Annotated in this window: 9 protein-coding genes; 4 read left to right on the forward strand and 5 right to left on the reverse strand. The window is 63.3% G+C overall.

All coding sequences use genetic code 11. The annotated features are described in order from the left end of the window. Nucleotides 1-168: 168 nt before the first annotated feature. Nucleotides 169-1,371, forward strand: a complete 1,203-nt coding sequence (locus tag AWB67_RS10830; RefSeq protein WP_087656238.1) for a glycosyltransferase — start codon at nucleotides 169-171, stop codon at nucleotides 1,369-1,371. A gap of 78 nt (nucleotides 1,372-1,449) precedes the next feature. Here the strand turns inward: AWB67_RS10830 and AWB67_RS10835 are convergent, their stop codons facing one another. Beyond that, nucleotides 1,450-2,613: an acyltransferase family protein gene (locus tag AWB67_RS10835; RefSeq protein WP_087656239.1), complete on the reverse strand. Its 1,164-nt coding sequence runs from the start codon at nucleotides 2,611-2,613 to the stop codon at nucleotides 1,450-1,452. A gap of 552 nt (nucleotides 2,614-3,165) precedes the next feature. Here AWB67_RS10835 and AWB67_RS10840 point away from each other — a divergent pair. Both AWB67_RS10840 and AWB67_RS10845 read left to right on the forward strand, forming a co-directional pair. Next, nucleotides 3,166-4,653 carry a hypothetical protein gene (locus tag AWB67_RS10840; protein WP_087656240.1) on the forward strand — a complete coding sequence of 496 codons (1,488 nt, stop codon included), beginning with the start codon at nucleotides 3,166-3,168 and terminating at the stop codon, nucleotides 4,651-4,653. 61 nt (nucleotides 4,654-4,714) lie between these two features. After that, on the forward strand, nucleotides 4,715-5,920 hold the full coding sequence (locus tag AWB67_RS10845; RefSeq protein WP_087656241.1) for a glycosyltransferase: 1,206 nt from the start codon (nucleotides 4,715-4,717) through the stop codon (nucleotides 5,918-5,920). An 81-nt stretch (nucleotides 5,921-6,001) separates the two neighbouring features. On the opposite strand, the gene AWB67_RS10850 is transcribed toward AWB67_RS10845, so the two are convergent. Beyond that, complete coding sequence (locus AWB67_RS10850) at nucleotides 6,002-7,738, reverse strand: GMC oxidoreductase (RefSeq protein ID WP_087656242.1); 1,737 nt, start codon at nucleotides 7,736-7,738, stop codon at nucleotides 6,002-6,004. 434 nt (nucleotides 7,739-8,172) lie between these two features. After that, the gene (locus tag AWB67_RS10855) at nucleotides 8,173-8,805 is read right to left on the reverse strand and encodes a DapH/DapD/GlmU-related protein (RefSeq protein ID WP_087656243.1); all 633 of its coding nucleotides are present in this window, start codon (nucleotides 8,803-8,805) and stop codon (nucleotides 8,173-8,175) included. A gap of 345 nt (nucleotides 8,806-9,150) precedes the next feature. Between AWB67_RS10855 and AWB67_RS10860 the strand changes: the two genes are divergently transcribed. Further along, nucleotides 9,151-9,570, forward strand: coding sequence for a hypothetical protein (locus tag AWB67_RS10860; RefSeq protein ID WP_087656244.1), 420 nt, complete (start codon nucleotides 9,151-9,153; stop codon nucleotides 9,568-9,570). Nucleotides 9,571-9,671: 101 nt separating this feature from the next. On the opposite strand, the gene AWB67_RS10865 is transcribed toward AWB67_RS10860, so the two are convergent. Continuing rightward, nucleotides 9,672-11,000 carry a glycosyltransferase WbuB gene (locus AWB67_RS10865; RefSeq protein ID WP_087656245.1) on the reverse strand — a complete coding sequence of 443 codons (1,329 nt, stop codon included), beginning with the start codon at nucleotides 10,998-11,000 and terminating at the stop codon, nucleotides 9,672-9,674. 137 nt (nucleotides 11,001-11,137) lie between these two features. Continuing rightward, nucleotides 11,138-12,280, reverse strand: coding sequence for a glycosyltransferase family 4 protein (locus AWB67_RS10870; protein WP_087656246.1), 1,143 nt, complete (start codon nucleotides 12,278-12,280; stop codon nucleotides 11,138-11,140). Nucleotides 12,281-12,310 lie beyond the last annotated feature (30 nt).

Genomic DNA, 12,310 nt, shown 5'->3' on the forward strand with positions numbered 1-12,310 from the left:
TCGTGTGGGCTTTGCCACTGTCTTTTGACGCCGGAAAACCACGCGACTTTGGCGCTTGTCGCACGCGCCACGGTGCTAGTGTTGGGTTTCGTCGGCTCAATGCCGCTTGCTGCGCGCCAAAACGCATGACGGCGCGCACCTCACACTTTTCCGACACGTTTTCGACGCATGATAAACGACACCGTCCTGATCATCGAGCCGAACTTCAGTGGCCATCGCTGGCGATACGCCGAATGGGCGGCGAACGCCTACATGGAAGCGGGTTATCGCTGCGTCATCGTGACGGAGCCTTCCAACGCGAGTCATCCGCTCGTCGCGCGGCTGCAGGCGGAGGACCGAGCGGAATTGCAGATAGCGCTCGTCGCGCCGCCGGAACGCAGCGGACGCCGGGGGCTGTCGTCGATCAGTTATGCGCGCTTTCATCAGGACTTTCGGCACGCGTATGACGTCGCGAGCCGCGGGCGCGGCGTCGCGCTGGTGGTCGTGCCTTACGTCGATTACTTTTTTCTCGCGCTGCCCTTCCTCGGCTCACCGTTCGGCGCGACGCCGTGGGTCGGCATCACGATGCGCTCGAATTTTCATCACGATCAGGTGGGCGTGAGGGCGCCGCGTCGTCCGCTCGTGAACGCCGCGAAGACGCAGCTCTTCATGCGCGCGATCCGCACACGCGGCCTGAAAACGCTCCTCACCATCGATCCGACGCTCGCCGGCTGGTGGACGGATATCGGGCATCGTGGTTTGAATGCGTCGGCGGCAGCTGCCGCGATCGAATATCTCGCCGATCCGTTCCCCGATGCGCGCGCCGCCGAGCCTGAGCTCGCGAAGGCGCGTCTCGGACTTGGCAGCGGCAAGCACGTGCTCGTCTATGGCGCGATCAACGACCGCAAGGGGATATTCGAGCTTGCCGCGGCGCTTGCCGCGCGGCCCGCGTCGAAGGAAGCGCCGACGCTCGTGATCGCGGGCGCGCAGGACGAGGAAGTGCGCGCTTCGCTCAAGGCGGCGACCTCGAAACTCGTGCCGGCGCCGGTCGTGCTCGACAGGTTCATCTCGATCGAAGCGGAGCTCGATCTCTTCTCCGCGTGCGATGTCGTGTGGCTCGGCTACAAGGGACACTACGGCATGAGCGGCGTGCTCGTGCAGGCGTATCGCTTCGGCAAGCCGGTGATCGCGACGGCGGATGGGCTCATCGGATGGTTCTGCAGGACGGGGGAACTGGGTCCGGTGGTCGATGACCTTTCGGTGGCATCGATCAATCGCGCGCTCGATGTGGTGCTCGCGGGTGTGCCCCATGCGACGCCGGGTGCACAGCATTTGCTCGAGCGTAATACGCTCAGTCAGTTCAAGAAGACGTTGCGGCAGGCGGTGATCTGAAGGCTTCGGTGGCACGCTGAAAATGCAAAAAGCGGCGCACGTGCGCCGCTTTTTGCATTTGGCGAAGAGCGACTTACATCACGAAACATGCCCCGCCGCAGGCACTTCGATCGGACGCTTCCGCTTCGCCGGATACAGCGCATCGCGAATCCGGAGAAACGGAAACTCGACCGCGCGCGTCGTCACATACCCGACGATTGTCGCGATCGCGAACTGCGCCGCCATGATGGCGAACCAAGAAGGAATCGCTGGCAGCCCCATCGCCGATGCCTTGCGAATCAGGATGTCGCCGGGCGCGAGCGCGAGCGAATGCCACAAGTAAATGCCATACGAATAAAGCCCGATCCAGCCGACCCCGCGATAGATCCGCGATCCGCGAATCGATCCCGAGTATTCGAGCGTGAGCACGATGAGCGCGGTGAAGCCGATAGCCTGGATCGTATAGCCGATGCTCTGGTCGAGCGCGACGCTGCGCGTGCCGAACACGAGCCACGCGACGAGGAGCACGACCGTCGCGATCAGCGTCTTCTTGCGCACGGCGAGCCATTGGTATGCGGCGGGCTTCATCCAGTAGATCGCGGCGAGCATCACGCCGAAAAGCAGGCTGTCGATGCGGTACTGCGTATAGAAGAACGTCCCGTTCAAGTCGCCATTCGCGACCGCCGCGCTGCGCGCGACGAGCACGAGCATGCAGATCGCGAAAAGCACGCCGAGAATCGCGTTGGCTCTCAGCTTGAGCCTTGCGAAGCCGATCAGCAGCACAGGCAGGAACAGATAGAAATGCTCCTCGACGGCAAGACTCCACGTCTGCGCAATCGACGACCCGAAATAGTTCTGCATGTGCGTCAAGTTCTGCACGAGGAACGTGCTCGTCGGATGGCGTCCCGCAAATACATGAAAGAGGATCAGCACGTAGTACGCCGGCCAGATCTTGAACATCCGCCGGACGATGAAACGGCCCGCATCGATGCGTCCGTCCTGCGAGTATTGCTTCAACAACAATCCGCCGACGAGAAAGCCCGAGAGCGTAAAGAACAGGTTCACGCCTTCGTGGCCGAAGCTCTTCAGCGGCATCTCGATCGCCGCGATGATTGCGCTGCCCGTCGGGTACGAATGGAAGTGATAGCCCATCACCGCGATGATGGCGATTCCGCGGATGAAATCGAGTTCGATCGAGCGGGCCGGTCCTGGTGCCGGTGCCTGCCTGGATGACTGAGTGCGTGAAGCGCCGAACCAGCCCATGCGTTCCCCCTCGTTGCGAAGGTCTCGTTGACCACGGTCCTCGTTGCGCTCGAAGCAGCGCTGTAAGGGACCTTTTACATGACGAACCCGCTGCTGTGGAGCGGACGCCACACGCGCCGGTTTTTCCCCGGCACGACGCACGCTCATACGAAATAAACGCGCGAAAATGCGCTTGTTGCGCGTCTTCTTCCGGCCTATGAATCTTCTGCCGGGAATGGCGTTTCGATCCGCCAACATCCGGTCGTTCGCCGACATCGGATGCGCCGGGTGTCGGCGCTGCAACATTTCCCGCAGTGTGCTCCAGGCCCGCGAGACGATGCGTGGCGTGGCGCACATGGGAGTCTGTCGTTTCGCGCCGAACGCTAGTTCTTAGGCGCCGCCGCGAAGGCGTGCACTTTATGCCGCTGCTATATTCGACTCACAAATACGGGGGTACCCGGAGAGGGCCGTGACTGCCGGCGCGCGAGGCGCGACAATGGTCTTCAAGGGTATGCAGCGGCTTCGCAGTCGCCACGAAGAGCTTAAAGACCAGTAGTCACGAGCGAGATCGACATGCGCAACAAGTACGCCCTGTTCTGGATGTGGATGTTCCTGTTCCCTCTCGCCCTCGACTTCAAGGGCGCGGAAACGGGCAGCAAGGTTCTGCAGGTTCTCCTCGTACTTCCGGCCGTCGCGGGCGGCATCGCACTGTTGCTCATCGCGCCGCACTTCGCGCGCCGCTCGAAACTCCGCGAGTTCGTCACCGCCGCACTGCTCCTGACGATCGTCGGCAGCGCGGTCACGCAGGTTCTGCAAGGCAACGACTTCGGCAACTACCTGCGCGTGCTGCTGCCCTTTCTCCTGATGCTGCTCGGCTACTTCGTCGCCTGCCATCCGTGGAATCAGGACCGCCTCGAACAGATCGAAAAGATCATGTTCTGGTCGATGGTCGTCTCGCTTTTCTTCAGCTTCGCCTACGGCATGGCGACGGGCGGCAGCCTTGAGAACGTGCGCTTCCGGATCGTGTCGGTCACGTTCCTTTGCCTACAGGGGCTGCTGCTGCATGAATTCGTCGTCGCGAAACGGCTGACGAAGGTATCGGTCGTGCTCTTTCTCGTGACGATCGTCATCGAATTGCTGAGCGTGACGCGCAGTCTCCTCGTCGGCACGGTGCTGCTGTTCGCGTTCGCGACCTGGATCGCGTCGCCTTCGCTCAAGAGCCTGATCAAGTCGAGCGCGCGTGCCGTGATGATCGGCGTGCTGCTAGGCGGCATGACTCTCGCCGCCGCCGCGTTCTTCCCGACGGTCGCCGAACACTGGACGCAGCGCATCTTCTTTTCGTCCGCGACCGAATCGGGCCGCGATCCGACGACCGTCACGCGTCTCGCCGAAATGAAGGACCAGTACGACCAGACGACGTCGTCGACGGTATCGCTCCTCGCGGGCATGGGCTACGGTCACAACTACCACTACTCGCCCACGTATCTGCCCGAACTCGCCGGCCAGATGAGCGCGAAGGATTTCTACGCAATCAAGGAATGGGCGGCCGGCCATAACTTCTGGGTCTATCAGTTCTTCGCGGGCGGCATCCTGTTCGGCATCGGGCTGCCGCTCGCCGTGCTGTTCGCACTCTGGCGCGGCTCGCAGGCGTATCGCGCATGGCGACGCAGCGCGCCAGACGTGCTGTATCTGCCGGTGCTCGGGCGCGCGCTGCTCGTGCTCGCCGCGCTGCCCGCGACGTCGGTGGGCGGCAATCCGCTCGGCAACCGTTTCTCGGGCCTCGTGTTCGGCGTGGCGCTCGGACTGCTGGTCGCGAGTTACGCACGCATCGCCCACGCGATGCGCCTTCGCGCCGCCAGCGACCCCGCGATGCAGCGCCATCCGATATTCGGCCACGACCTCGGCCCCATGGACCCCGGCATGCGCCCGCACAATCCGCACGAACTACAGGACGATCCTGAGCTTCTCCCGCCGCATCCGGCGGCGGCACCGTCGCTCACGCATGATCATGGTCGTGAGAAGCCGCCTTCCGGCACGAGTACCCTCGCGCCGCTCGCCTGACATAGCCTGACACGATGCAGCCCGCGCGACGCCTTGATGAGAGACTGACCGGCAAATGCACATGAAGATCCTCCATCTGCTGTCGACCATCGACCCTCGCGCGGGCGGCCCCACCGAGGGCGTTCGCCAGAGCGGCCTCAGCCTGAAGTCGATGGGTCACGAAGTCGAAGTCGTGACCCTCGACGATCCCCAAACGCCCGCGCTCGCGGCGTTTCCGCTGACGGTGCATGCGCTCGGTCCGTCGAAGGGCAACTACGGCTTGTGCCCGCGCCTCGTGCCGTGGCTGCGCGAACACGCGGCGCGCTTCGATGCGGTGATCGTCAACGGTCTTTGGCAGTACCACAGCTACGGGACGTGGAAGGCGCTGCGCGGTATCGGCGTGCCCTATTACGTGTTTCCGCACGGCATGCTCGATCCGTGGTTCAAGCGCACGTATCCGCTCAAGCATCTGAAGAAATGGCTCTACTGGCCGTGGGCCGAGTATCGCGTGCTGCGCGATGCCGAGCGCGTCCTCTTCACCGCCGAGGAAGAGCGCGTGCTGGCGCGGCAGTCGTTCAGGCTGTATCACGCGAACGAAGAAGTCGTCGCGTTCGGCACGAATCCGCCGCCGACCGACGCCCCCACACTGCGCGCGCATTTTCTCGCGCAGTATCCGCAGCTTGCGGACAAGCGCCTGATCCTCTTTCTCGGCCGCATTCATGAGAAGAAAGGTTGCGATCTGCTGATCGAGGCGTTCGCGTCCGTGCGCGATTTCGATCCGAAAGCGCACCTCGTGATGGCCGGCCCCGACGGCGGCGAATGGCAAGCGCAATTGCAGGCGCTCGCGGTCAATCTCGGTATCGCGGATCGCATCACGTGGAGCGGCATGCTCGCCGGCGACATGAAGTGGGGCGCGTTCCATGCGAGCGATGCGTTCGCGTTGCCGTCGCATCAGGAAAACTTCGGGATCGCGGTGGCGGAAGCGCTCGGATGCTCGCTGCCGGTGCTGATCTCCGACAAGGTCAACATCTGGCGCGAAGTGCAGACGGACGGCGCGGGGATCGTCGGGACGGATACGGTCGAGGGCGCGGCCGACATGCTGCGTTCCTGGCTGACGATGCCCCCCGCCGATGCCGCGAAGATGCGCACGCAAGCGCTCGCGACTTTCACGAAGCGCTTCACGGTCGATGCAATGTCGCATGATCTTGTGCGCGTGTTGCGGCAATGCGCGTTAAATCGGGACCTTGCGTACGCGGAGCGACCGCGGACCGCTTCGGTTGAGCGTTGAGCGTTGAGCGTTGAGCGTTGAGCGTTGAGCGTTGAGCGTCATTAAAGCGAAAAACCCGCCGAGGCGGGTTTTTCCTCGTTCTTACTTCTTCCCCATCTCCAGCGCCAGATCAGAAGGCATGTGCAGCGTCGATGCCGCGAACGGCAACGGCTCTTCCTGCTGCGGATGTTCACCGGCTGAGATAGCCGTCACCGTCGCGCCGGCGTCTGCGCTTTTCAACGCATACGCGATGTGCTCGGACAGACGCAGCGTCATCGCGGCTATCGTGATGGTCGGAAAGTTCGCGCCTACCGTCGGAAACACCGAACTGCCGGCAATATAAAAGTTGCTCATGCCGTGCACCTTGCAGTTCCGGTCGACGACGCCTTCCTTCGGCGAATCGTGCATGCGTGTCGTGCCCATGTGATGCCACGTCCCTTCGAGCTGCGCGGGCCACGGCTTGCCTTCGAGCGGTTCATCGAGCTCCACATCGGCGACACCGCCGCGCTGCAGTTCTTCCGCGATCAGCGTGACCGTGCGATCGAACGTGCGCTTCACCAGCTCCGTCACCTGCCAGTCCACCTTCACGCGATTCAGGCCGAGGCTGTCCTTCTTGTCCGAGAGCGTCACGCGGCTGTCGCGGTTCGGCTCGGCTTCGACGATCGTCTGGATCTTCACCTCGGTGATGAGCGGACGCGGCTGCAACAGCCGCGCGAGACCGAAGCACGCGGTATCGACCGGATGCGCCATCATCTGCATCACGTCCGACGAGAAGTTCCAGCCCGGCTGGTCCTTGCCGAGCAGCGCCTGCTTGCAGCGGATCAGCGCTTCCGAGCCCTTCGTGTTTTCGCCGCGAAACACCGAGTAGAACCACGAGCGCGCGTTGAGCAGCTTCTCGCGTTCGAGCACGTCCTTCGTCAACGCGAACTGCGACGAGATGAACGTCCCGTGCGCCGCGACGGCCGTGTTCTGGTAGTGATACTTGATGTCGTAGAGCTTGTTGCGCGCCCACTGCTTCTTGAAGTTCACCTTCGCCGACATGATGCGCGGATGGTCCATGAAGTAGCGGCCGACGAGATCGTTGCCGTTGCCGAGACCCGCAGCCTGCACCTTGTTCGACGAGAGCAGCAGCCGCGCATTCTCGATGCCGCCCGTCGCCAGCACGAAGACCTTCGCCTTCATCGAAAAGCGTCGTCCTGAGAGCGTGCCGACCTCGATCTGCGTGACCTCTTTCGCCGCGCGATCGGTATCGATGTTCAGCGCGTTCGCATGCAAGAAAACGCGCACGTACCGCGCCTTTTCCAGATCCTCGCGATACTCCCTGCCGAAGCGCACCGGGGGGCTGAACTGCGAGATCGTGTCGCGCACCTTGCCGCTCGGGAACGGATGACGCCGCACATCGTTACGATGAATCGCCGCTTCCCAGTACGCCGGCTCGAAGTTGTTCTCGCCGAGCTTGAGCAGCGCATGCGTGCGGGCGTAGTACGGGCGCAGTTCGTCGAGGCCGAAGGGCCAGCCGCTGTCCTTCACCCAGTCGCGCTTGTCGAAGTCCCACGAATCGAGCGGACGGCACCAGCCGCCCCAGCAATTGCTGCTGCCGCCGAGATAGCGGCTGCGGCAGCCGTCGGCGAACTCATATGGCACGCCGACGTTTTCCCCGCGATACAGATCGCGCGTCTCCGAATCCGGCTTGAGTCCGCCGCTTTCGAGCATGCACGTGGCGATGCCCAGCTTTTCCATTTCGCGAGCGAGCGTGATCCCCGCCACCCCCGCGCCGATGATGCATACCGTGGTCTCTATGACTGCCCGATCTTCTACTCTTCGGCTGTCGATGAACATGCCCCGTGCTCCCTCTCTCTCGTGCTCAGCGATTCGCCCGGTTCATGACCGATTCCCTCGATCGAACCCGTCCGCTGTCGCGATCCACAATCGAAACGCCGACTCCCGCCACTGTCCCTTCGATACCGCTCGATGCGGCAGGACTCGTGCAGGATTCGAACGTCGTCATCGGTTCCCTGCGATGCATGCGATACAAGCGTGGCTTGCGCGCGGCAGCGAGAACCCACGTGCGTTGTCCCCCAAGAATATTCGGCCCAGAAGAAATGGCTGGTCCGCCAAACTGGCAGCCTGTGCAGCCAAGCTATTCGTCTCTTCCGTCACCCCGAAATGGCGACAAGGATGCGCCCGTCCTTTGACCGCGGTTTGCATCCGTGATTGCTTGTTATGAACTGTGAGCCATGCACTTAAGCGATGCATTCAGGCGATGCAGCTTCTCAAGCGGTAAAGCGCTTCTTGATGAACCGCACCGGATTGCCGCCGTACACGCCTTCCGCTTCCAGCGAACGGTGCACGACCGACATCGGCGTGACGACGGCCGAGCGGCCGATCGTGACGCCCATCTGTACGACGCATTTCGACGTGATCCACACGCCGTCTTCGATGACGATCGGCGCGACCTTCAGGTCCATGTTGCCCGCCACGTCGTGCGAGCCCGTCGTGAGAAATACGCCTTGCGAGATGCAAACGTTCGAGCCGATCCGCAGCGTCGTCTGGTTGTAGATCCATGCATCGACACCGAACCAGCAGTTGTCGCCGACTTCGAGATTCCACGGCGCCTTCACGCGGACCGGATGCGGCATGCGGCAGTTGCGCCCGATGCGTGCGCCGAATGCACGCAGCAGCGCGACGCGCACGAACGAGACCGGGATTAGCTTGTTGTTGATGATGCACGCTTCAAGGAAGAACCACGCGAGTTCGGTAATGAAGCCGCGTTTGGCGACGAAGTTGCCGGGGCCGGCGAGCGACAGATCGATCACCTTGCCCGGCGCGCCGACGCTCGGACTCTGCGGCGCACTTTCGGTGCCGCCTGCGTGGCCGACGCAATCTTCCCCAATTGCCCTGTCCATTTGCCCGATCCCCGCGTGATTACCGTGCCCCGCGCCGCAGCGCGAATCATGCACTTGCGAATGCTCTCTATCACCGTACTTAAGGGACGTTTCTTGACGGGCAAGTCGCCTCTGATTGGTCACTTGAACCGACCTTTGGTGATCCGATTATCTGCGAAGCGTGCGCCAGCCCGCGTGCGCTACAGCACGAATGGCCGCACGGGAAAGACTTTTGGCGGTAGCAGCCGGGGACTCGGAATATGCTGTTTTCAGGGTCGCGCGCATCGTCTGACGTGAAAGCATCCCGGCGCTGAAACGGCCCGGCGACACCATCGATTCAAGCAAGCACGCACTGGAGAGCACCACATGGCACGCACGATTCGTTCGACGTTTCATCCGCTGATCGCGGCGCTTTGCCTGCCTGCTGCACTGCTCTGCGCGCAGGGCGTGCAGGCGGCGCCGCTCGGCGATGGCGGCAACGCGGCGGAGCTCGACATGCTCGGCGGCCCGCGAACCTACGCGGACCCCTACGGCACGCCCACGAACGGCAAGCGTGGCGCGAATGCCAATGGGCAGACGACGCAACCCTCTACGCCGACCGAAAAGATGCTCGCGCAGCAGGACGGCATGGTGCCGCAAGGCGGCCGCGTGCAATTGCGGCCGCTTGCGCGCAACCGCGATGCGAAGCTGACGCCGGATGGCGCGGCGGCAGCGCTCTATCAATCGCCGGGCGGCAAGCCGGTTGCGCCCGCGAAGCCGAGGGAGATTTACAAGTCGCCCTGGTGAGGGAGTTGGGACATGCCGTTGCGTCAGGGGCACGATAGTGTGCTCGGCGGCTGGAACATCGTCATCGGAAAAGCGCTGGCCGACGGCCAGCGCCCTGAACGTCAGTCCACCTTTTCCACACGCAGGATCACCGTCCGCTCGCTGACCTTGGCGAACGGACGCTCGCCGGCATCGACGGTCCGCGTATCGGCGGCATCCGTCGAAGGCTGAGTCTCGACGAGTTCCGTCAGCTTCTCTTCCAGCCGCGTGAATACCGCGAGCGGTGCCAGCCGCTCCTGCGCGAAGCGCCGCCCTTCCGCGCCGAAGTTCGCGCGCAACTCAGGATCGGCAACGAGCATCTCGATCGCCTCGGCAAGCCTGTCCACGTTCTCAGGCGGCACGACGACACCGCGCGTCGTCACGGCATCGAAGAGTTCGGTGCCGGGCTGCGCCATCGCGATCACCGCACGCGCGCTCGCAAACATGCCGGTCAGCTTCGAAGGCATCACGAGATCCGCGACATCACCGCGTTGCGGCAGGACGTGCATGTCCGCGAGATTGAGCAGTTCGTTCAGGCGTTCGAGCGGCTGCAGGCACAGGAAGCGGACGTTGGGCAGCGTCGCGCAGCGTGTCTGCAATTGCGCTTTCGTCGCGCCGTTGCCGCAGAACACGAACACGATGTCCTCGCGATCGGCCATCCGCGCCGCCGTCTCGGCAAGCACTTCGAGCCCTTGCTTCGCGCCCATGTTGCCCGAATAGAGCACGACCATCGTATGCTCGCCGATGTTCAGCTCGCGACGAAACTCGCTGCGCCGATCGAGCGGAAAGATCGCCGTCGTATCGACCCAGTTCGGCAGGTGAAACGTTTTCGCGATCGCGACGCCTTTTTTCGCCGCGCGCCCGATCATCTTCTCCGAGATCGACGAGACCACGTCGAAGCGCTGCATCAGCCAGCGCTCGACGGCGAGTGCCGCACGGCCCGCGCGTTCGTTCTTGAGAAGGCCCAGGTCGAAGGCGGCATCGACTTCGAAGTCCTGGATGTGCAGCCACGACTGCGCTCCCGTGACGCGCGAAATCGCAAGCGCTGCGGGTGCGTTCAAAAGGCTCGGGGCGATGGTCATCACGACCTGCGGACGCCAGCGCAGATGCGACATCATCGCCGGCAGCGAAGCCGCCGCGAACGAGGCGAGATGCAGGATCCGCTTGAGGCCGCTCGGACGCTTGGGCACCCACAAGGGCGCGCGCCAGAGCTGCACGCCGCGCAGCGTCTCGCGACATCCGCGCCAGCCCGAAAAGCCTTCCGCGACCTTCCATTCCGGGTAATACGGCGGCGCGCACACCACGCGCACGTCGTGACCGAGTGCGGCCAGCGCCTCGGCCATTTCAGCCGTGTATTTACCCGTTCCCGTTAACTCGGGCGCGTAGTTGAGCCCGTAGATAAGAATTTTCATATGGTCCCTCGCCCGACTGTCGCGCCTTCTCCCGAGCATCGTGATGCGGGACGTTTCCGGCGCTCGCCCTGCGGACCGGTACCGCATCCGCATGGCCTTTCTGTGTTGCGGTGCCGCGTGTTCTCCTATAGAGGAAATCAATGATTCAGCATCAGCGCGCAGCCCCGCGCGATGTTCGCCGCAGCCGACGGCGGATCGAAGTGGTTGATCACGTCGACACAACGTCTCGCGACACTCTCGGTATCCGCGAATGCTTCGAGACCTTTGAGCATCGTGCGTTGCAGCGCCGGAACGTCGCCCGCGGGGAACGCGTAACCGCTGACGCCGTCGATCACGAGTTCCGGCACGCAGCCGCAGCTCTCGCTCACGATAACCGGGCAGCCGTGGCTCAGCGCTTCGTTCGTGACGAGGCCCCACGGTTCGCTCACGCTCGGCAGCACCATGCAGGTGGCGCCGAAATATTCGCGCGAGAGCGGCGCATCCTGCAGGCTGCCGAGGAAATGCACCGAATCGGAGAGACCGATATCGACGGCTTTCTGCTTGAGCTGATCGCCCATCGGACCCGTGCCGACGATACGCAGCGTCGCCGCGGGAATGAGTTGCTTCACGCCCGCGAATGCATCGAGCAGCGTGCCGATGCCCTTCTCTTCCGACAGCCGCCCGACGAACACGAACACCGGCGCGCCGCCCTTGCGGTAATGCAGGCGGTCCGCAATCGCCGTCTCCGGCGAGAACGAGCGCGGCAGCGCCGCGGCCTGGCACGGAATGAAGATCTTGTCCTGCTTCGCGCCGAGCGACATCAGGTACTCGCGGCTGCGCGTGCCGAACGCGAAGTAGCCATCGCACAGCGAGAAGAACACGCGCTTCGGAATCGAGGTCAGCATGCGGCGCGGCCGGTCGCGGCCGGTCGAATCGCAGAACACCGCGCGACGCTTGCCCGTCACGATGCACGCAATCATCATCGCCCAGTACTCGGGACGGTGATAACCCGGCAGCACGACGAGATCGGACTTGGCCTTCAGTACCTCCCACGTGAGGCGCGCCGTCATGCGCCAGGTGGGCACGTCTTCATAGCATCCGTTGTAGAGCTTCTTCATCGGATAGCGGTGAAACGAATAATCGACATCCGAGAAGCCGAGGCGGTCGTGCTCCGTATCGGCGATCTGCACCATCGAATAGCGGATCGAACCGGACCCCGAGATGTTGTGCAGCGCGGAGAGCACCGCGCCCTTGTGGCGAGACCAGACGACGTTATGAAAAATCGTGACCGACGAAGTCATTTTTTTGGCTTCCCTGGAAGTGGGACGCTT

It is taken from the genome of Caballeronia terrestris (genome assembly GCF_001544515.1).
Lineage (GTDB): Bacteria > Pseudomonadota > Gammaproteobacteria > Burkholderiales > Burkholderiaceae > Caballeronia > Caballeronia terrestris.

What these genes read in the sequence shown, in the direction of transcription:
- AWB67_RS10830 (WP_087656238.1), top strand. Translation starts at nt 169, where the DNA reads ATGATAAACGACACCGTCCTGATCATCGAGCCGAACTTCAGTGGCCAT.
- AWB67_RS10835 (WP_087656239.1), bottom strand. Translation starts at nt 2,613, where the DNA reads ATGGGCTGGTTCGGCGCTTCACGCACTCAGTCATCCAGGCAGGCACCG.
- AWB67_RS10840 (WP_087656240.1), top strand. Translation starts at nt 3,166, where the DNA reads ATGCGCAACAAGTACGCCCTGTTCTGGATGTGGATGTTCCTGTTCCCT.
- AWB67_RS10845 (WP_087656241.1), top strand. Translation starts at nt 4,715, where the DNA reads ATGAAGATCCTCCATCTGCTGTCGACCATCGACCCTCGCGCGGGCGGC.
- AWB67_RS10850 (WP_087656242.1), bottom strand. Translation starts at nt 7,738, where the DNA reads ATGTTCATCGACAGCCGAAGAGTAGAAGATCGGGCAGTCATAGAGACC.
- AWB67_RS10855 (WP_087656243.1), bottom strand. Translation starts at nt 8,805, where the DNA reads ATGGACAGGGCAATTGGGGAAGATTGCGTCGGCCACGCAGGCGGCACC.
- AWB67_RS10860 (WP_087656244.1), top strand. Translation starts at nt 9,151, where the DNA reads ATGGCACGCACGATTCGTTCGACGTTTCATCCGCTGATCGCGGCGCTT.
- AWB67_RS10865 (WP_087656245.1), bottom strand. Translation starts at nt 11,000, where the DNA reads ATGAAAATTCTTATCTACGGGCTCAACTACGCGCCCGAGTTAACGGGA.
- AWB67_RS10870 (WP_087656246.1), bottom strand. Translation starts at nt 12,280, where the DNA reads ATGACTTCGTCGGTCACGATTTTTCATAACGTCGTCTGGTCTCGCCAC.